Annotated in this window: 15 protein-coding genes; 4 read left to right on the top strand and 11 right to left on the bottom strand. The window is 57.7% G+C overall.

Going from position 1 to position 21,038, the window contains the following annotated elements; genetic code table 11:
• Positions 1-63: 63 nt before the first annotated feature.
• Positions 64-1,083: a Glu/Leu/Phe/Val dehydrogenase family protein gene (locus PSH97_RS04460; RefSeq protein WP_305448258.1), complete on the bottom strand. Its 1,020-nt coding sequence runs from the start codon at positions 1,081-1,083 to the stop codon at positions 64-66.
• 183 nt (positions 1,084-1,266) lie between these two features.
• Here PSH97_RS04460 and PSH97_RS04455 point away from each other — a divergent pair, with 183 nt between their 5' ends.
• Positions 1,267-2,070, top strand: a complete 804-nt coding sequence (locus PSH97_RS04455) for a SirB1 family protein (protein WP_305448257.1) — start codon at positions 1,267-1,269, stop codon at positions 2,068-2,070.
• Positions 2,071-2,187: 117 nt separating this feature from the next.
• Here PSH97_RS04455 and maiA read toward each other — a convergent pair whose 3' ends face one another.
• Genes maiA through hmgA form a run of 3 tightly spaced genes read right to left on the bottom strand, consistent with a single transcriptional unit; the run spans position 2,188 to position 5,448 of the window.
• Positions 2,188-2,823: a maleylacetoacetate isomerase gene (maiA, locus tag PSH97_RS04450; RefSeq protein ID WP_305423437.1), complete on the bottom strand. Its 636-nt coding sequence runs from the start codon at positions 2,821-2,823 to the stop codon at positions 2,188-2,190.
• A 12-nt stretch (positions 2,824-2,835) separates the two neighbouring features.
• Positions 2,836-4,140, bottom strand: coding sequence for a fumarylacetoacetase (gene fahA, locus PSH97_RS04445; protein WP_305448256.1), 1,305 nt, complete (start codon positions 4,138-4,140; stop codon positions 2,836-2,838).
• A gap of 3 nt (positions 4,141-4,143) precedes the next feature.
• Positions 4,144-5,448: a homogentisate 1,2-dioxygenase gene (hmgA, locus tag PSH97_RS04440; RefSeq protein WP_305448255.1), complete on the bottom strand. Its 1,305-nt coding sequence runs from the start codon at positions 5,446-5,448 to the stop codon at positions 4,144-4,146.
• Between the two features lie 164 nt (positions 5,449-5,612).
• Here hmgA and PSH97_RS04435 point away from each other — a divergent pair, with 164 nt between their 5' ends.
• Positions 5,613-6,404, top strand: coding sequence for an IclR family transcriptional regulator (locus PSH97_RS04435; protein WP_305448254.1), 792 nt, complete (start codon positions 5,613-5,615; stop codon positions 6,402-6,404).
• A 32-nt stretch (positions 6,405-6,436) separates the two neighbouring features.
• Here the strand turns inward: PSH97_RS04435 and PSH97_RS04430 are convergent, their stop codons facing one another.
• From PSH97_RS04430 to PSH97_RS04415, 4 genes are all read right to left on the bottom strand, one after another.
• Complete coding sequence (locus tag PSH97_RS04430; RefSeq protein ID WP_305448253.1) at positions 6,437-8,833, bottom strand: hypothetical protein; 2,397 nt, start codon at positions 8,831-8,833, stop codon at positions 6,437-6,439.
• Between the two features lie 185 nt (positions 8,834-9,018).
• Positions 9,019-11,574, bottom strand: a complete 2,556-nt coding sequence (locus PSH97_RS04425; RefSeq protein ID WP_305448252.1) for a LuxR C-terminal-related transcriptional regulator — start codon at positions 11,572-11,574, stop codon at positions 9,019-9,021.
• 140 nt (positions 11,575-11,714) lie between these two features.
• Complete coding sequence (locus PSH97_RS04420; RefSeq protein WP_305448251.1) at positions 11,715-13,082, bottom strand: DUF1329 domain-containing protein; 1,368 nt, start codon at positions 13,080-13,082, stop codon at positions 11,715-11,717.
• A gap of 23 nt (positions 13,083-13,105) precedes the next feature.
• On the bottom strand, positions 13,106-14,899 hold the full coding sequence (locus PSH97_RS04415) for a DUF1302 domain-containing protein (protein WP_305448250.1): 1,794 nt from the start codon (positions 14,897-14,899) through the stop codon (positions 13,106-13,108).
• A gap of 953 nt (positions 14,900-15,852) precedes the next feature.
• On the opposite strand from PSH97_RS04415, the gene PSH97_RS04410 reads away from it, so the two are divergent.
• Both PSH97_RS04410 and PSH97_RS04405 read left to right on the top strand, forming a co-directional pair.
• Positions 15,853-17,874 carry an S-type pyocin domain-containing protein gene (locus PSH97_RS04410; protein WP_305448249.1) on the top strand — a complete coding sequence of 674 codons (2,022 nt, stop codon included), beginning with the start codon at positions 15,853-15,855 and terminating at the stop codon, positions 17,872-17,874.
• On the top strand, positions 17,871-18,128 hold the full coding sequence (locus tag PSH97_RS04405) for an immunity protein (protein ID WP_305448248.1): 258 nt from the start codon (positions 17,871-17,873) through the stop codon (positions 18,126-18,128). The genes PSH97_RS04410 and PSH97_RS04405 overlap by 4 nt, the downstream gene beginning before the upstream one ends.
• A gap of 49 nt (positions 18,129-18,177) precedes the next feature.
• Here PSH97_RS04405 and PSH97_RS04400 read toward each other — a convergent pair whose 3' ends face one another.
• From PSH97_RS04400 to PSH97_RS04390, 3 genes are all read right to left on the bottom strand, one after another.
• Positions 18,178-19,089, bottom strand: coding sequence for an SDR family oxidoreductase (locus tag PSH97_RS04400; RefSeq protein ID WP_305448247.1), 912 nt, complete (start codon positions 19,087-19,089; stop codon positions 18,178-18,180).
• Between the two features lie 110 nt (positions 19,090-19,199).
• Positions 19,200-20,102, bottom strand: a complete 903-nt coding sequence (locus tag PSH97_RS04395) for an alpha/beta fold hydrolase (RefSeq protein ID WP_305448246.1) — start codon at positions 20,100-20,102, stop codon at positions 19,200-19,202.
• A complete protein-coding gene (locus PSH97_RS04390; protein WP_305448245.1) occupies positions 20,103-20,885 on the bottom strand; it encodes a class II aldolase/adducin family protein in 783 nt (260 codons plus the stop codon).
• Positions 20,886-21,038: the final 153 nt, after the last annotated feature.

Here is a 21,038-nt window from a genome sequence, read left to right as displayed (position 1 = left end):
GGAGCAAGTCGGCCGGATAGACTCTCACTCCTTTATCGATTCAAACTTTTCACCCATACAGCCTCACCGGTACAGCACTTTCTCCGCCAGCTCATCCGCGACCCGGGCCGGGGAGCGTTTTTCCGCCTGGGCATGGGCGAAGACTTCGGTCAGCCGTGAACTGATTTTCGACAGGTGCGCGGTGATGGTTGTCAGCTCTTCGCCGCGGTGTTTGAGCGACACGTAGATCAGCCCGCCGGCATTGATCACGTAATCGGGCGCATACAGAATGCCCCGGCGCTCCAGCTGATCGGCAATTTCGAGATGGATCAATTGGTTGTTTGCCGAGCCTGCGACCGCCGCGCAGCGCAGTTGCGCCACACTGTTGCTGTTAAGCACACCGCCCAGGCCGCAGGGCGCGAGTATGTCGCACGGTGTGCTGAGCAGCGCATCGTTGGCGATTGGATGAGCCCCCAATTGCTCCATGGCCAATTGCACTTTGCCGTGATCAATATCGCTGACCAGCAGCTCTGCACCGGCCGCGTGCAACTGTTCGGCCAAGGCATAACCGACATTGCCCAAACCTTGAATAGCTATGCGCAAGCCCTCGAGATTATCGCTGCCCAAACGGGCCATGGCAGTGCTGCGAATACCAGCGAATACGCCCATGGCGGCGTGCGGTGCCGGGTCGCCAGCGGCGGTGGTACTGGTGACGAATTGGGTTTGCTGGGCGATGCAATCCATGTCCGCCACCGAGGTTCCGGCGTCGATGGCGGTGATGTAGCGACCGTCGAGTTCGTTAATGCAGCGCCCGAAGGCTTCAAATAGCGCGGCGCGGTTTTCCACATGGGCCGGGCGAAGAATCACCGCAACGCCACCGCCCTGAGCCAGGCCGGCCAGGGCCGCCTTGTAACTCATGCCTTGGGCAAGGCGCACAGCATCCTCGATCGCGGCTTCATCGCTGGGGTAAGCAAGGTAACGACACCCGCCCAGGGCAGGTCCCAGACGGCTGTTGTGGATGGCAATCACCGCCTTCAATCCGGTGACCGGATCGACGCTCAGGTGCAGCGATTCAAGGCGAGTGCTTTGCATGAGAGCGAACATCGTAGGGCTCCCGAATCACTTCTTGTAGTCGCCAGTATAGGCTTGCGCACAAAAATTGCAGAAGCGCACCGGAATAAGCGGCGCGGCTTTGAACGCTTTCGGACATAACCTGTTACCGCCTGTGTGCAGCACTGGACGAAAGCCTGAGACGGGGCTAAAACGAGGCATTCCCCGGAGATTTTGATGACCCCGCGCCAACGTTTTTTCGACTGTCTGCAACGATCACCGCCCGCGCTGTTCGAGGCGGCGCTGTGGATGGCCGTCGAACACGATAAGGAGTTGAATCCCGAGGCGGTACTGGCGGACTTCAAGGACCTGCAACAGAGAGTCAGCTATGGGTTGCCGATGCTGCCGGTGAATGAATTGGCCCAACCGTTATTGCGGCGAATGAATGACCTGGGGTTCGCCCAGGACGACTCCACGCCCTTGCGCCCGCAAGTGGCGTTACTCAATAAAGTGCTGGAACGTCGGCGGGGGCAACCGCTGGTGCTAGGCCTGATTGCGCTGGAACTGGCCAGAAGGCTGGAGATTCCCCTGGTCGGGGTCAACTTTCCCGGGCATTTCCTGCTGCGGGTGCAAGGTGCCGATCACCTGCTCGACCCATGCGGCGGGCGACGGCTGTACCCCAATGATTGCCGCGAACTGCTGCAACGCCAGTACGGCCCGAACATGCAGCTCAGCGCCGAGCATTTACTGACGGCTGAACCGGTGCAGATGCTGCAACGGCTGTCGCGCAACCTGCGCCAGTTGTACCTCACGAACGATGATTATATCGACGCCCTGATCGACGCCGAGCGCGTGCTTGAACTGGGCAACGCCAGCGCCTCCGACTACCTGGCGCGGGCCAGCCTCTATCAACGACTGGACTGCCCGAATGCCGAGCGCTTTGACCTGGAGCATGCGCTGCTGCTCAGCGACGATCCGATCCAGCGGATTCGCCTGACTGAACGATTAGGGCATCTACCACCCAATTCGGTCGTGCACTAATCACCGCCCGTTGTAGGAGCGAGGCTTGCCCGCGAACCAGACGCCTCGGTCTATCAGGATCACCGCGTTATCGTTCTTCGCGGGCAAGCCTCGCTCCTACGGGGTCGGTGTAAGGTTTTACGGGGTATCGGGCTGATTCGCCGGATGGGCCAGGAAGAAGGCTGGATGTGTCGCTGCCAGCGCCGCCACTCGCCGAATTCGCGGGTAGGCTTCCAAAGAAATATTGAAGCGCTCGGCTGCATACAGCTGCGGGATCAAGTAGACGTCCGCCAGCCCCGGTTGATCGCCAAAGCAATAACCGGTGTCACCGATCAATTGCTCCACCGTCGCCAACCCTTGGCTGATCCAGTGACCGATCCACTCAACCACCTGCGGCTCATCGTGCCCCAACTGCCGAAGTTTGTTGAGCACACTGACGTTGTGCAGAGGGTGCACATCGCAACCGATCACCGCCGCCACGCCACGCTCATGAGCGCGGGCAGCGAGATCTTTGGACAGCAACGGCACCTGTGGATAACGTTCCTCCAGGTACTCGATGATCGCCGGTGACTGGATCAGCAATTCGCCTTCGTCGGTGCGCAAGGCTGGCACCCGGCCTTGCGGGTTGATGCTCAGATACGTCGGCTGCCGATGCTCGCCACCTGGCGGCGCGATCAGGTTGATCGGCAGCGCCTGGTAATCCAGCCCCTTGAGCGCCAACGCAATGCGCACCCGGAAAGACGAGGTCGAGCGGTAGTAGGTATAGAGTTCCATGACCCGATCCTCTTAGCGCGCTGGCAGCACTTTGCCACGGCATTCGCCGAAACCGATGGAAGCAAAACCCTCGCGGCTGCAACGCGCCCGCAGAATGATTTCGTCGCCGTCCTCAAGGAATTTACGCACCTCGCCCGACGCCAGTTCGATCGGCTTCTTACCCCCCTCGGTGATTTCCAGCAGGCTGCCGAACTGACCGCTTTCAGGACCGGACAGCGTGCCCGAACCGAACAGATCACCGGCCTGCAACTGGCAGCCGTTGACGCTGTGGTGCGCAACGAGTTGTGCAACGGTCCAGTACATGTGTTGGGTGTTGCTGAGGGTCAGGCGATGGGCTGGCAGATTTTGTTCGCGCATCGACTCGGTCAGCAGCAGCACTTCGAGTTCGATGTCGAAGGCACCGGCGGCCTGATCGCGTTTGTCGAACAGGTACGGCAACGGCTGCGGATCGCCTTCCGGGCGCGCAGGCTGCGCACGACGGAACGGCTCCAGCGCTTCGGCCGTCACCACCCACGGCGAAATGCTGGTGATGAAACTCTTGGACAGGAACGGACCCAGCGGCTGGTATTCCCAAGCCTGGATATCGCGCGCCGACCAATCGTTGAGCAGACAGAAACCGGCGATGTGGTCGGCGGCGTCACCGATGGCGATGGAGTCGCCCATCGCGTTGCCCTGACCGATCCAGATACCCAATTCCAGTTCGTAGTCCAGACGTGCGCACGGGCCAAACGTCGGCTCGGTCTGGCCGGCCGGCAGGGTTTGGCCTTTCGGACGACGCACATCAGTGCCGGACGGGCGAATGGTCGAAGCGCGGCCGTGATAACCAATCGGCACGTACTTGTAGTTCGGCAGCAACGGGTTGTCCGGGCGGAACAGTTTGCCGACATTTTGCGCATGCTCGATGCCCACGTAGAAGTCGGTGTAGTCGTTGATCTTCGCCGGCAGGTGCATTTCGCAATCCGCCGCCAGCGGCAGCAGTTTTGCGCCTTGGGCCTCGATTTTGCCGTGCAGGGTGCTGCCTTCGGCGAACAGTTCCAGCAGGCGTTCGCGCAAAGCGACACGAGCCTCGCGGCCCAATTCGAAGAACGCATTCAATTGACCGCCACGGGTGGCTTCGACTGCTCTCTTCGCAAGGCCATCGAACAGGCCAGCATCCAGTGCCGCTTCCAGATCAAAAATATGGTCGCCGATCGCCACGCCACTGCGCGGCGCGGAGCCCTTCACGCTGAACACGCCCAACGGCAGGTTTTGCAGCGGGAAATCCGCGTGGCCGTTGGCGGAGGCAACCCAGCTACGAGTGATGGAAGTCTGAGTCATGGGTTATCTCCGGGTAGGGTCGAAAGTGGCGGGCAGCGTGGCCCAGCAGGCGTCGTAATTGTTTTGCAGTTGCGGGCAGTCCAGGGCGAATCGGCTCGGGCGCAACACCTGGCTGGTCTCGAACATGAAGGCCATGGTGTTATCGATTTTAGCCGGCGCCAGTTCCGCGTTGATCGCCTTGGTGCAGGTCTCGCCGTCGGGGCCATGGGCGCTCATGCAGCTGTGCAACGAGGCGCCGCCAGGCACGAAACCTTCGGCCTTGGCATCGTACTCGCCCTGGATCAGGCCCATGAATTCGTTCATCAGGTTGCGGTGGAACCACGGTGGACGGAAGGTTTTCTCGGCGACCATCCAGCGTGGCGGGAAGATCACGAAGTCCAGGTTGGCCAAACCATGCACGCTGGTCGGCGAGGTCAGGACGGTAAAAATCGATGGATCCGGGTGATCGAAACTGACCGTGCCGATGGTGTTGAAACGGCGCAGGTCATATTTGTACGGCACGTTATTGCCGTGCCAGGCGACCACGTTCAGCGGCGAATGATCGAGCTCGCAACCCCACAACTGGCCGAGGAACTTCTGCACCAGGGTCGTCGGTTGCTTGAGGTTCTCGTAATGAGCCACCGGGGTCAGGAAATCGCGGGGGTTGGCCAGGCCATTGCTGCCAATCGGCCCCAGGTCCGGCAGGCGCAGAGGCGCGCCATGGTTTTCGGCGATGTAGCCGCGGGCTTGCGAGTCGAGCAGTTCGACGCGGAATTTCAACCCGCGCGGCAGAACGGCGATTTCCAGCGGTTCCAACTCCAGCACGCCCAGTTCGGTGGCGATGCGCAAGCGGCCCAGTTCCGGCACCAGCAACAGTTCGCCGTCGGCGTTGAAGAACACGCGCTCCATGGAGCGATTGGCGCGGTAGTTATAGATACTGATCCCGGCCGGTTTTTCCGCGCCCGAGTTGGCGGCCATGCTCACCAGCCCGTCAATGAAATCGGTGGGTTCGGTCGGAATGTCCAAGGGGTTCCAGCGCAGGCGATTGGGGGTCACTTCACCCAGTGGGCCGCCGGCCAGTTGCCGATCCAGTTTGACGAATGCCGGGTGATTGGCCGACGGCTGAATGCGGTACATCCAGGTCCGCCGTGCTTCGCTGCGAGGCATGGTAAAGGCCGTACCGGAGAACAGTTCGGTGTACAGGCCATAAGGGGCTTTTTGCGGGGAGTTCTGGCCGACGGGCAGTGCGCCCGGCAACGCTTCGCTGCTGAATTCGTTGCCAAAGCCTGACTGATAAGCCAGCGCTGGCGCCGTTGAATCGAGGTTCATGGAGCCTCCTGAACGGGAGTAGGCAATGGCCTGTCACTCTGCTGAAGAGGTCTTGGCACGCCTGGGTTATTTTTATCGTAATTCGATTACGCATAACGTAATTTGATTGGTATTGACCGTCAAGCTATAAAGACGCCCATTCGTCCCGGGATCACTCCGCCTCCATGACCAGCGAAAGCAACGGTAAACAGAAAGTCCGCTCGGCCGAAGTCGGTACCGACATCCTCAAGGCGCTTGCCGAGCTGTCGCCCTCGACTTCGTTGTCACGCCTGGCCGAACACGTACAGATGCCGGCGAGCAAGGTTCACCGCTATTTGCAGGCGCTGATCGCCAGCGGGTTTGCCGAGCAAAACACGGCCACCAACCACTACGGTCTGGGCCGCGAAGCGCTTCGGGTTGGCCTGGCAGCCCTGAACAGTATGGACGTGCTGAAAGTCGCTGCCCTGCCCTTGGCCGAACTGCGAGACGATCTGAACGAAACCTGTTTTTTGGCGGTATGGGGCAATTTGGGCGCGACGGTGGTGCATATCGAGCCGGCTATACGCGCAGTGACGGTGGTGACGCAATTGGGTTCGGTGTTGCCATTGCTCAGTTCGTCCACAGGTTTAGTGTTCGGTGCTTATCTGCCCAAGCGCGAAACCATGGACTTGCGCGAGCGAGAACTGCAAACCGGCAACTCCCATGCCTTGGCGGATGATCAGGCCTATGCGACTTTGTGCGAACAGATCCGCGACCGCGGTCTGCACCATGTGCATGGTTTACTGATGCCGGGAGTCGATGCCTTGTCGGCGCCGGTGTTCAACGCTATTGGGCAGGTGGCGGCAGTAATGACCATTGTTGGCCCGACCTCGTTGTTCCATGCCGACGAAAACGGCCCGGCGGCGCAGCGGTTGCTGGCGGCGACCCGGGCCGTGAGTTGGCGGATGGGGTATGAACCGGTAGCCCACCCTATTTGACGTTCAATTATGCGTAGGACTGCTATCGCCGTTTAACGCACGGTCGTCTTGCTGCCGCCAGAACCCAGTTCCGCAAGAACATCGTCAACGATTTCTTTCAACAGCTCGTGATCGATCTTCTGTCCGGTAGCCGTCGATACCATTTCAGCAACTTTCCTCGCATCCTTGATAAACCCGATCAGTGTTTTCTGGGTTTTCGTCACCGATGTCGCCCCCAACTTCTCGTACTTGCCATACCCAAGAGTCGCCAACTCAATCAGAGCCTCCTGGAAACTGGTAAAAGCCGCATCCCTGTCTGCGAGATGCCAGGATTGAGCCCCCTCCAATAGGCTTTTGGTGATCTTCACTGCGCTGGCTGCCAGACCTACCGGGGGGATAACGATGCTGATCACCGTAGCAGCCAGCATGACGTTCTTGTAAACCAGTGCGCTGATAATTTCCGCCAAACTCGTAGTCTTGAAATCTACATCATCGATAACGAACTGAACCATGTCATTGTAAGAAGTATAGATATCCCGAACACGGCTACCTATTTCCAACCCCGGAGCCGCGGTTCTCCTTTTGATGTCACGCACTGCATCAAAGTATTCATTGACTGCGGGTTGATCGATGAGCCGGACTCGATCCAGGAAGTACTCGGTCAAAGCCCCGTAGCGTATCGCGTTCACAATATGATCCAGCGGACGGAACCACTTGCCGTCTGGCGCATGAGGGGTATAGAGCCAATCTTCGGTTATCCTGAAAACATAAACTCCCTTTACGGGTCGACGCCTGCCGAAATGGAAGCGATAAACACTGTCTTCAAGAGACGGCGCATCGCCAAGCGGATGCGTCAAATGAGCTTGCGACTTCTCCAGAGAAATAATCAGCTGTTTTATTCGATTGAACTGATCACTGGTCAGCCCTCCACTGAAGCGTTCCGCCAACGCCGCTCGATACATCTCTGTATGCTGGCGTTCAAAATGAACTTCGCGCCTAAATGTATACGCTGAATCGTTTGGATTCAGAAAGCGGTCCTTCAGCATATTGATGTACTTTTCACCTGGCCGTAACTTGGTCCAGTTTGCAATGTCACGGATATCCAGACTCTTCAGAACGGGGTGCCCTGCCATTACGTAGTAGCGCGGATAACCGCTTGATGTCATGCCCTCACGCTCATACGCATCGAAGTGTTTTTCATTGATCATCAGCGACGTGAGTGTCATTTTTTCGCTCGGCGTCAGCTCGACGATAATTTTGTCTGGATCTACCTTTACCACTTCACCGCGATCTTGCAGAACACCTTCCACCCTCGACTTAATCAAGTCATAAGTAAACTGCTCATAGGACATAAATCCGACATCAAGGCTTTCAACGGTGTAAAGCGCTGCTAACTCTGTATGTAGTCGAGCAAATTCCTGACGAACGGAAATCGGTAATCGACGATATTCTGCAGGTGCTACGGAAATTGCTTCGAAGGCCTGCCATCTCAAATCACTGGCCGCGGCTCCCGATAGAGGTCGACCGGGTTCTGATTGCATAGCCGTAAGTCTGACATCGCCATTTCGCCACTGTCTGTTGTGACTGATGACCTCCTGCATGTATTGATGTGCTGTCGTTCGTTGGAGACTGATAACGTGAGAATCGATGAAGTCAGGATATTGTCTCGCCCATGCAACGATGTGACTTTCGAGTTCGACAACCTCTCTAAATGTGCGCCAGACTACTCCATCCGGAGCCTGGGGCGCGTACAAAATATTATTAATCCCGGGTGTGCGTTTATCCGCGAACACCCACATATTTTTCATGGGGGCACCGGAATTGGGAAAAATGATTCCACTCATCGATATATGTGAAGCGCCTGCCAGATATTGATTGATCTGAAGAGCATCAAGAGGCTGGTAATAGCGTTCATTTTGGTGACGGAACGTGGAGAATTCGATATGTCTGGCCATTCGTTCTTGCATGGCATTAATAACCGGCTGCGATGGGGAATGCACCCACAATGCAGCAAAATCCGAACGCACATCGACATTTGCCAACCAGCCTTCCAGACGCCCCCGAGTGAGCCCGGTCGGCACTTGATTGCCTTCGAAAGCCAGGCTGGAACGAGCGTACTGATCATGCAGGCCAAAAATAACAAACTCTGTCAGCGAACGCTGATCGTCCTGAACGATTTCACGCCCGCCAACTTTTAGAATGTATTGTGACTTTACTATAATTTCATCCGGTTCCAGAGACGTGCCCATTGCGCTATTGGCCCATGCTTTAATGCGCATCCGGGCAAATGCCTTGAGAGAAGCGTGTTCGCCCAGTGCATTTATCAGTGCGTTCTCACTGTCGATAAGACTCGATTCCAGCTCCTTGAAACGCTGCATACCCTCAGCTGAATACATCGATGAATTCAGAACATTGTTTTCATATGCGAACAAACGTTTATTCTCGATCATAGTTTAAAACTTCCTTTTATAAAAATAGCGCCATGCCATTTAATCAGGACTCAAACTAGTCGAATTCTCCTTTAAATAAAACCCGCAATAGCATTCAAATTATTAACAACAGAAATAAAACATTTCGACACTCAAACCAACACAATTCGTAACCTTTCCCGCCCTGAATATATGTATCAACTTAATTATCCACACCCGCCCAACAACCTCGCCTTTGCAACGGCTTGCGTCCTGCGCACAACACCCAACTTCCCATGAATTCTTCTTACATGAGTTTTTACCGTATGCAATGAAATAAATAATTTCTCGGCAATCTGCTGATTGGAATGTCCCTGTGCAACCAACTCAAGCACTTCCGTTTCACGTCTACTCAATAGTTGGCTATCGACGACGGGCACAGCTTGCTCGAATGTCAACTCCACCTCCGTTATAGCTTTCAACAAATGAGGCTGACGCAACAGTAGTTCCTGCTGAGCCTGTTTCAGATTGCAGTGTTTGACTAGCTCCAGACCTGCGAGTAGCGAATCGAGCATCAAGATGCGCTCGCCCGTTAACCATGCCACTTCGGCCACCGCAAAATGCAGCTCTGCTTCCAGCCCACGCATCCCGCTGTGTTGCGCCTGATCTAACAGAGCCTGTAAGCGGACAACAGAATCGTCTGTTTGCTTCAAATGAAATTGCGCCAATATCAACTGATACTCGACGCGCGCAATCAACTGCAGTGTGGCAGGTGGGGCCTGTCGAGCCTGCGGTCCGCGATAGTGCCGCAGCACACGACTCAACGCTTCATGGGCCAATTCGGGGCGTCCCTGTTGCAACCAGAAATGACTACTGACCTGCAACAGCACGCCACGGTAGACCTCGTCCGGAATCTGCCATTGTTGCATCAGCCGTTCGGCGTCACGCAGATGGACAAAAGCCTGGCCATAGTCGCCTCGATTGGCGGCCAGTTGCGCCTGACCGAGAAAGCCGTATAACACCCGTTTATCGTGGCTGCGTAAGCAATCCTCCACCCCGGTCTGAAAGAACTCCCCTGCACGTTCGTCCTGTCCCTGGAGCAGGGCCAGTCGCCCTCGGCGTAACGCAATTCGCCCCAGTAACGGCGTGGGCCGATCAGGCTGCCGGCTGAGTAATTCATGCATATTGGTCAGCAGACTTTCGGCCCGCAGCGCCGCGCCCCGTTGCTCCAGCAATTGCGCATGATCGAGTTCCAGCAAACCTTCGAACACCAGAGAACCCTGGGCTCGCGCCAGGCACAACGCCTCACGGTTTATGGCCTGGGCCACGTCGAGCTCGCCCCTGAGCAGCGCCTGTTGCGTCAAACCGGACAGACATATCAAACGCACGGTCCAGAGGTCCGGACCGAGCTCGCTCAGTGCGTCGATAAAATGCGCGCGCGAGCAGTCCATACGCCCCTGCAAATGCAATAACCAACCCTGTTGCGCTCGCCATCGTGCGATCAACTGCTGCTGCAGAAGTGCTGACGGCTGCGGCATGAAGCGCGACAAATGTGCGATGCAATCGGTCGCCTGTTCGAAACGTCCGGCGAACAACAGCGCAGCTGTAATCAATCCGACCAATTGCGGGCTGCCCAACGTCAGTTCCCCGCCTTGCTGCTCATGCAAACGCAACAACAACACCACCGTCTGCTCCTCGAACAAATGCTCGAAACTGAAGTGTTGCAACAGGCTGACCGCCACTTCGTATTCCTCGGCGAGCAATGCCTGTTCGAAGGCCGACTTCCAGTCCTGTTCGGCACAGAACCATTGGCAGGCACGCCGATGCCAGGAGCGGCCCGCCGGCCATTGCTCATCGCGCAACAACTGAGTGAACGGGGTGAAAATCTGTAGCCAGTCGGTGGAGTCTTTCCAAGGTTCGATAAAGCAACCTAGCGCTTGCAAGGTCCGCAAGTACTGAGCGCCCTCCCCGGCCCCGAACAGGTGATCGCACAGCCGGGCATTAAAGCGTGGCAAGTGAGCCAGTACGCGCCAGACCTCGCTCAGCTCAGGCGTCAGCGAGCTGAACAACTCATGCTCCAGGTAATCGAGCAAGGTGTCCGCCCGTCCCAGGGGTTTGTCCTGACGCGACCAGTCGCACTTGTGCAGCAATGCAATCCGCACACCGGCACACCAGCCGCCGGTGCGCTGGATGATGCGACTCGCCACCTTACTGGCCTGCTCCGGTACCCAGGGCTGCAATATCTGCTCAACTTCACCTGGAATGAATGCCAGCGAGGCGCTTTCGCAGTCGTACAACTCGTCATCGAGCAGCAACCTTGGCCAGTTGCATTGCGGCCGGCGACGAGCACCCAACCACCAGGTCAGCATCGGACTGCTGATTGCCAGCATACGATCCAGTAACTGGTCCAGCTCCGGATTCGGCAGGCGGCAATAGTCATCGAGAAACAGCCAGGTCGGCGTCTGCAATCGCGCCAGGTCACCCAGCAATCCGGTTTCATCCGATGAGGCCAGCTCCAGCGTCTCTGCCAGACGATGACGAAAATCCGCCGCGCTCGACGCCACCCCGGACAATGGCAACCAATGCACTCGACACTGGGTTGGCGCCTGCAACAGGCATTCGGCGAGCAGCGCGCTCTTGCCACTGCCAGCGGGTGCGCAGAGCAACTTAACCCGTGCCGTTGAGGCCAGTAACGGTTCGCTCAAGCGAGCCCGCGACAGGTGATGAGAGGACAGGCGGGGCAGGAATCCAGAACGGTCCAGACACGGAGTCATGGCGGTCATTGCGGCGTGCCTTTTTATAATTGTCCGGCCACCCTAGCCCTCTCCAACCCGCTTGTTGAGAAGTATTCAGGACGCTGATTGGCGCCCATAAAAAAGGCGACACGCAGGTCGCCTCTCGTGATGCCGATGTATCAAAACCCTTACCGAACACCCTCGGCGCGCAGGGCCGACGGGGTGTAGTCCGCAGACTTGGCGTCGAAGCCGAATTCGAAGCTGTGCTTCTCTTCGTTCTTCATTCCCAGGGCAATATATCGACCGGCAATGATGTCGTAGAGCGCCTCCAAGGTGTAGGCCGGAGTCTGGTGATCGTAGTAATACTGGGCGTGACCTTCGCCCACCCGCCACAGTTGACCGCGACCGTCGTAATGATCCGCCAGCGCCACTTGCCAGCTGTCTTCATCGAGGTACATATGGCGTTTGGCGTAGATGTGTCGCTCGCTCGGCTTGACCGTGCCGACCACTTCCCAGACCCGGTGCAACTCGTAGCGGGTCAAGTCCTGGTTGATGTGCCCGGCCTTCACCACGTCATCGTACTTGAGGCTCGGTGAGTCGAGTTTGTAGCTGTTGTAGGGAATGTACATTTCCTTTTTGCCGATCAGTTTCCAGTCGTAGCGATCCGGTGCACCGGAGAACATGTCGAAGTTATCCGAGGTGCGCAGGCCGTCAGCGGCGGTGCCCGGACCGTCGTAGGCCACTTGCGGCGCACGACGTACCCGACGTTGACCGGCGTTGTAGATCCACGCCAGCCGCGGCTCTTTCACCTGATCAAGGGTTTCGTGCACCAGCAGCACGTTCCCCGCCAACCGCGCCGGCGCGGTCACCGACTGCTTGAAGAAGGTCAGCACGTTGGCGGCTTTGTCCGGGTCCAGATCCTTCATCAGTTGCGGTACGGCGATTTCTTCCTCGAAGCGGATCGACGTGTAGCTGCCGTTGGTCTGCGGGGTCACCTGGGTGATGATGCGTCGCTGATTGCCGCCGTGGTAACGGGTGATGTGGTTCCACAGCACCTCGACGCCGTTCTTCGGAATCGGGAATGCGTAGTAGCGGTTGCCGGTGAAATTGGCCAGACCGTTACCGTCGTTGATGCTGGTCACGTTCAGCGCGCTGCGCTTGGCCGATTCGTAGATTTCCGGCGGCAGGGCCACGGTGCGATGGGTCGGGTAGACCGGGATCTTGTAGGTTTCCGGGTAGCGTTTGAACATCGCCACCTGGCCATCCGAAAGCTTGTCCTTGTACTTATCAACAGTCGCGGCGGTGATGGTGAACAACGGTTTTTCGCTGGCGAACGGGTCAGCCAGGAAGCCTTTGCCATCGACTGCACCGGCGTTTTTTGGGATGCCACCGGTCCAGGCCGGGATCGAGCCGTCGGCGTTGCCGGCCTTCTCGGCGCCCAGTGGCGTGAGGGTCGCGCCGAGCTTGTTGGCTTCTTCCGGCGAGACTGCCGCCATCACGTTGGCGGCCAGCAGGCTCAGGGCCAGGGCGCCGCATTGCAGAATCATCTTGCGCATTAACATCATCCTTCTCAGCCAGATCAGAAGTTCACACCGAAGCTCAGCGCCAGGAAGTCACGGTCTTCCAGGACGTTGTAGTCACCGCCGAAGAAGTCGGTGTAACTGAGGCTCGCGGTATAGGTGTTGCGGTAATCGGCATCGACACCGACGCTGACCGCTTTGGCGCCTTCGTTGAACAGCCCGTTGGGACCGTAGCCGGCGACGTCATGGGACCAGGACAGGTTGGGTTTGAGGTTGATTCCGCCGATCACGTTGGCGTAATCGAGAATCGCCCGGGCGCGGTAGCCCCAGGAAGTTGAGGTGACGAAGCCATCGGTATCGCCACCGAAACCGTACTGGCCATAGACCGAATCACGGCCATAACGCAGCTTGCTCCGCGACTCCAGACCACCGACTCGTACCACCGCAGCTTCACCGACCAGGGTCAGTCGTTGAGCGCCCAACACTTGGTCGAAGAAGTGCGTCAGGGTGCTTTGGACCTGGGTCACTTCCTTGCGGCGGTAACCGGTGTTGTCAGCACCTGGCCGGGTCGCGACAGGCGATGCGGCGCCGCCCGCGATCGGGTTAAGCAACGCCAGGGTCAGGTCGTTGGTGTTGACCTGCACCGGAGCGTTGGGCCGGTAACTGATTTCGCCAGTCCAGGCAGTGCCGGTGGGTAAAGTGGTGGAGAAGCTCGCACCGTACAGACGAATGTCTTCCGGGTATTCGAGGTAGTACTGGCCGCGCCCGAGCATCACGCTTTGCGCCAGGCCCGAACCGCTGCCCGGAGCCAGACGGTTGGCAATGCTGACCATGCCCGGCAGGCTGGCCAGTGTCGACAGTCCGGCGGTGGTGGTGCCGACGGTCGGTGTGCGACTGTGGTAGTTCATGAAGTAGAGGCCGTATTCGGTGTCGTCACCGAGCCAGCGCAAGGCTGTGCCCCACTGCCCCGAATCCCGGGCATCGCGGTCGCCGCCGCGAGGAATGATCACACCCTCGCGGGAGACCTGTATCGGTTGGCCAAAGGCTGCCGCCAGCGGCGCCAACGGGGCAATCGCCGGGCTGCCGACGGTGTAACCGGTGTTGCAACCGTCCGCTGCCACGTCGACGCCGAAGAAGGTGCCGCAGTTGTCGAGAACCGTCTGATCCCACTCCAGTTGGTAGAAACCTTCCACCGTGAGCTGGTCGGTCAGGCCCTGAGAAGCGAACAGCATGTTCACCGGAATCAGGCCTTCCTTGATCTCCGCGCCAGGGCGCCGGAACGCGGAAACGTCGACCGGGTTGATGCTGTTGATCGAGTTGCCGATGAAGGTACTTTCACCCCAGCTGACCACCTGTTTGCCGGCGCGCACGGTGCCCGGCAGATCGGCAATGGAATAATTGTGATAGACGAATGCATCGAGGATCTGCGCGCCCGAAGACTTGGCGCCCTCTTTGCGGCCGTTGTCACTGATCTGCTTGAACTCACGGTCTTCGTCCTTGAGCTCGAAGTCGTACCAGTACTTGCCACGGACGAACACACCCGTGTCGCCGTACTTCAATTCAAGGTCGTGGATACCTTTGAAGATCTTGGAGAAGGTCTCGCCTTTCTTGAAGTTCAGGCGTCCGTCGTCACCGGTCGAAGATTGGCCGGTCCCGCCATTGACGGTGCCCACCAGCGACTTGTCGGCATCGCGCATGCCCCAGCTCGCGCCGACGGACAACGAGGAATCGAACTGCCCCTCGATTTCGCCGATGTTGAATGAAACCGCCTGTGCCTGGGCACAGCAACCCAAGGCCACCGCAGCGGCCAGCGCTTGCGGTTTGAAGATGGCGCGCATTGTTGTTTTTGTCATGCGTCTTCCCCGGTGAGTGACAGAAGGCCCCACCCTACTGCCGCGCGCCGGGAGCGATAAGCGCACCAAGGAGGTATTCGCGTTGTACCTCCAAAGGATGAATGCCCGCATGGGACGGGGGTTTGCGCAGGGTATGGATGGGCTGGATGGAGGGTTATCAGCGCAGCGCATGGGACATGGATGAAGCAAGACGTGTAGCTGCTGCCGCTGGCTGCGTTCGCTGGTAGCAGCTGCCGAGCTCGCGAGGCTGCGTTCGGCTGCGCAGCAGCCGCAAAATCAGGCACTGCGTTCCGTCAGGCACATTGTGGATTCAGGGTTTACGACTGCTTCGCAGCCGAACGCAGCCTTCGGCAGCTGCTACAGGGGTCAGCCTGCGACTGTTGCTGAGACTGCAACAGTGCATGTCTGGAATCGCTATTTTTCCTTTGTGCTCAAGCCCTTATTCTTGCCGGGCTTTCACGGCAAACGGCCTGAAAGCATGAAGCGACGGGGGATGATAGCCCCCCCGTTGGCGACAGTATCCAGATGATTTGAAGCGTATTTTTTCGACTCATCGCCCCGTGTTCACTGACGTTGATTTGTTGCTCCTTGATCCAACGTCTTACTTTGGCCGCTGCGTTTGCAGCGGCCTTTTTTATGGGTGATGGATTTGTCTGGCAATCAGGCTTCTACAAGTGTTCCTACAAGATGTTTCGCTGTAGCGGGTAAGAAACATCCTCCTCAAGATAAAGACATTTCTAATTATTTATTCAATCAAGGAAACTTCTCTCGATTACCCGAGTGCTTTCTTACGCACTTCTCGGCCCCATGACTTCCAAATCCACTGTAACGTAAAGTAATAACTTATCCATCAACGGACGAGCACTCTCTACTGCGACAAGTCGGAACATCTTCCAAACCTATATCCATTGATCACATCAAAACCCTGAACAGCAAATTCAAAGGAATTGAATATGCAAAAACCGCCATTGATTCTTGATGCAACACATATTACTGCAGAGCCCCCAAATAACTGGGACCCCTTTAAGGACACCACGCAGGGCTATTCATTTAGCGGTATGTTCGGGCCGGCAGGGGCCAATCATAAAACCCGCGAAATAATGTACAACACTCAGATCGCCCTTGAACAAGAGTTCGGCGCAAAGTCCACATTATTACCACAATCAATTGAGGCCGAGCTGGCCGCGACACGGCTGGAAGGCCCAACGCATTCTCTACCGCCAGCGGCGGCATTGGTTCGCGAACTGGGTGTCAGAAACACGCTGATTCAACGCAAGACTGCAGAACTTCACAGACAGACCGCCATCGCCAACCGCTTTTATGGAAGTGATCCACTTGGCAAAAAATTCAATGACTTTCTGAATCAGGCCTCGGCTATCCGGCGTACGGACCGGTCAGCCGGAGTGCGGGAGTTGTGGAGTCAATCCTGCCGGGCAGCTCATGAAGCGAGGCTTCTGAGCCAAGCCATCCAGCTTCTCAATCAGCAACATATCAACGTGCTCAACTGGCTGGCTGCTGTGCAGGCCGAAGATCAGGCGCGAATCGCAGCGGAGCAGGAAGCCCGACGGATCGCCGCCGAGTTGGCACGGATCAACGAGCAAGCGCAGACCCTTGCTCGAGAGCAGGCACGCCTTGCGGTGCTGGCTGAAGCCCAACGACTGGCTACCGAACAAGCACTCGTTGCCGCCGAAGCCGCCGCGCGACAAGTGGCTGCCGAACAAGCACAGCTTGCAGCACTGGCCGAGGCTCAACGCCAGGAAGAATTGCTTCGTGTTGAAGCTGAACGGCAGGAGCACGAGAAACAGCAGGCGGCTTTGGCAGCCCTGCATGTATATCCCGCTCTGGGAGCGACAGCTTCTTCCAGCCCGGTATTTTCCTTCGCCTCGACCGCGGTCATCCTCGCTCCCGAAACATCGGCCGCGATACTCACCGCACTGCGTTCGGCATTGCAGGTGGCAACTGCGGCAGGCGCCGCGACACTGGGCTCTGTACTGATCGGTTTCGCCGCTCTGCTGACGCCTTCGCGCCTGGGAAACGGCGAACGCTTTACGATGAGCGTACCGCTCGCGGAACTGACGTCAGAAAGCCCACAGTCACTGCGAGCGATCGCGGACCGACAAGGAACACTGGATCTGCCGGTCGGGATTGGCTACAGACCCATCGGCTCAGGCGCAGAGGTGTTTGTCATCACGGCCGACGGGTTCGACATTCGCCCCAGCGTTCCCGTGAGGCACGCAACGTTCGACGCACAGAACAACGTTTATCGGCTCAGCCTGCCTGACTCGCCAACCAACACCCTAACCTGGACGCCCGCCGTCACGCCGGGTAACAGCTCGACCGAACGGCCGATTGTTCAGGCTGATACCGCCGTGTATTCCGGAGCCCCGATCGTGCCGATCGAAGGGCGTCTGGATTTGCATCCCATACTTGTGGAGGGTTGGGACAGGTTCATCATCGTCTTTCCGGATGATTCGGGTATTGCGCCGCTGTATGTCGTTATCAGCAGTCCCTATCAAGGGGCTTCCGTCAAAGGTAAATACAGTGGGCGTCTTTTCAATCCGGAACTGGCGGGTGGACCGATACTCGATCTGGACTGGCGCACGGCTGTCATTACCCAAACCGGAATTGATGCAGTGAAATTACACATCGCACGGCTCGATCAATCCGATGCCAATGACATCATGGTGCAACGCCTTGAGAAAATCCTTAACGGATATTCGCAGCTCACCGACACGGATCTGCGCTACTACACTCATGAGATAAGGGAGCTTGAGAGGTTTCGAGCGTTGGGGCTCAGCGATGATTTCAAGCCCGACAAAGATTTGCCTATCTGGAACAACGCGCACACAGCAACCCTGGAAGATTTCAAACTTCATGATGATGAGTCGTTGCTCTACACAAAAGACGCAATAACGGCTGCGGACCGACAAGATGAAGTGTTTTTCAAAAATTTTTTGAAAGGAGGCAAACAGTGAGCATCGTCGAGCAAATAGTTAAAAATGAAACAGTAGAAGATGTTTTGACTGTTTTCGCACTCGGTTCCGCTATTCCATCTCTAGACAGAATGTTTGGACGCTATCGATATGAAGTCATTGAAAGTGGCGAGCTGCTGAAAACCTATGCAAGGCTTTTCGAGGAGGGTGTACTGGCCAATGGTGAAGGCCCAGTCGCGATCAAAGGCCCGAACTGGAAAGCGCCCCAGTTCGTCATAGAAAAAAGATACGTTTGAAATCTGGGAGCCACCAAGCCAAATGCTATGGCTTGGTGGACCACTGCCCTTAAATCGAATACTTCTGCAAGTTCTCCATCATTTCCTTCAACGCCTCAATATTGTCCTTCGGATGCGCCGCGCCTTCGAAATCACAGATCTGCTGCCAATGCGCCGCCACATCTTCCGGTGAAAACCCCACCCGCGGATCAAACCCTGCACCCAGGCTACGCTCCCAGCGCACCTTGCCCATCCAGCCGCCACCCACTTCGAACAGCCCGGACGTTTCCTGGCACTGCTCGCTGGCCAGGTACACCACCAGCGGGCTGACCAGTTCCGGTTTGAGTTGTTCGAACACTTGCGGCGGGATCAGGCCTTCGGTCATGCGGGTGCCGCCGGTCGGGGCGATGGCGTTGACCAGAATGTTGTTCTTGCGGCCTTCGATGGCCAGTGTTCGGGTCAGGCCATAGAGACCGAGTTTGGCCATGCCGTAGTTGGACTGGCCGAAGTTGCCGTAGATACCCGAAGTCGACGCGGTGAAGATCACGCGACCATAGTTTTGCTCGCGCAGGTGTGGCCAGGCGGCGCGGGTGACCTTGTAGGCGCCTTCGACGTGGACGCGGTAAACCAGGTCCCAGTCGCTGTCGTCCATTTTGTGAAAGGTCTTGTCCCGCAGGATGCCGGCATTGTTCACCACAACATCGACACGGCCGAATGTGTCGAGGGCATTCTGGACGATTTTGTCACCGTCGGTGACGGAGTCATGGTTCGCCTCGGCGGTACCGCCCGCTTCACGAATCTCCGTTACCACACGATCAGCCGCCGAAGCATTAGCGCCTTCACCTTGAGCCGAACCGCCGAGATCATTGACCAGCACTTTGGCGCCCTGTCTGGCAAACAGCAACGCATGCGCCCGCCCCAAGCCGCCGCCCGCACCGGTGACAATCACCACTTTATCTTCGAAGCGCACAGACTCATTCATGGGAAACTCCAGCAGGCCAAGGGGACAATGAGTGCGAGTGTCAGGCACGGGGCTGCCGGTCACAATAAACACGGGGGGGCTGAATGGTGCACGATAAGGCAGCGGGATAATCAGGAACACGCCACTTTGAGCGGCGGTGAAACCAGCCGGTCGCGAAACTCCAGATAGTGCTCGAGCACCTGCGCCGGCGCTTCGATCTGCGGGTAATGGCCGATCTCAGGCAGCAGCACGGTGTCCGGGTCGGGAATCAGTTGCCGATAGCGCGCCACCATGTGCGCGCCGGAAACCGGATCGACCTCGCCATCGATGACCCGTAGCGGCACCTCGCCGCGCTGCATGGCGCTGACCCAACGTTCACGCTGGACACGGCGCTGCGGGATATAGCCGATCAATTTGTGCATGATCCGTTGCCCGCGATTGCTGTCCACCAGGCTCCAGAAATCATCCAGTTCACTTTCCGTGGGCCGGGTCTTCGGACCGAACACCTGCTGAAAACTCTTCACCAGCGCGTCACGGGTAAAGGCTCGCCCGATCATCCAGCCCAAGGGGCTGAGCAGGAGTTTTTGCATCAACACCGGGCGATGGGTTTCGGGAAACAGCCCGCCATTGAGAAACACGCAACTGGCGATATCAGCGCGCGTTTCATAGTGCCGGGCCAGCAGTTCCTGGGCCACGCTGTCGCCATAATCATGTGCCAACACGTGAACGGGTTGCTCAACGTTCAGATGCGCCAATAAAGCCTGTTGCAGATCGGCCTGTTCCAGCAGGCTGTAGTCGTGGTTCACCGGTTTGGCCGAATCGCCGAAGCCGAGCATGTCGCAGGCAATCACCCGATAGCGCTGCGCCAGCGGTTGCCACAGGTAATGCCAGTCCCAACTGGCGGTCGGGAAGCCATGGATCAGCAACAGCGGCTCGCCCTGCCCCGCGGCCCAATAGCGGATAGTCTCGCCGCGAAATACGAACGTCTGGCCGCATTTGCGCCAGACACACAGGGGAATCTCGGCGAGGGCCATTTAGAGTTTATAACCCGGGTCTTGTTTATCGAGTTTGCGCAGCAGCGCCGGCCAAGCCAGCGCGCCGCCCATCCCTTGAGCACTTTTGGTGACACCGGCGATCATCGCCTTGGCGCCCGCCAGAATCTGCGGTTCGATGGCGATCAGCTCCGCACCACCGTTCTGCGCCAGCACCTGAATCTCGCAGGCGCGCTGAAAGGTAAACATCATCAGGAACGTGTCGGCGATGGTGCCGCCACAGGTCAGCAGACCGTGGTTGTGCAGCATCAGGAAATTGTTTTCCCCAAGGTCGGCTTGCAGCCGCGCCTTCTCTTCATGGTTCAGCGCAACGCCTTCGTAGGCGTGATAGGCCAGGCTGGACAGAACAAACAAGGACTGCTGGCTGATCGGCAAGATGCCCTGCTTCTGCGCCGAGACCGCCACCCCTGCTGCCGTATGGGTGTGCAGCACACATGCGACGTCATGACGGACTTCATGCACGGCGCTGTGGATGGTGTAACCCGCCGGGTTGATCTCGTAAGGACTGTCCATCAACTTGTTGCCGGCCTGATCGACCTTGACCAGGCTCGATGCAGTCATTTCATGGAACATCAGCCCGAAGGGGTTGATCAGGAAGTCTTCAGTGCCCGGCACCTTGGCGGAAATATGCGTGAAGATCAGGTCATCCCAGCCATGCAGGGCGACCAGACGATAACAGGCAGCCAGATCGACGCGGGCCTGCCATTCGGCGGCACTGACTTTGTCTTTGATGCTGTGTGGCGATTGGACGGGGGCTACGCTCACGGCAAGAATTCCCTTTTTTATTCTTCTGGTTTTTTATTGTTTTTTGCTGCGTTACAGCAGTCTAGTCAGCCCTCGAACTTCGGGTAGTTGCATTGGCAGCCAGCTTGATGGCCGAGCGAGTCAGTGCGCGGGTGACTCTGGATCCATCTCGGA

The sequence above is a fragment of the Pseudomonas cucumis genome (assembly GCF_030687935.1).
Taxonomy (GTDB): Bacteria; Pseudomonadota; Gammaproteobacteria; order Pseudomonadales; family Pseudomonadaceae; genus Aquipseudomonas; species Aquipseudomonas cucumis.
This window is presented reverse-complemented; position numbering and strand designations above follow the sequence as displayed.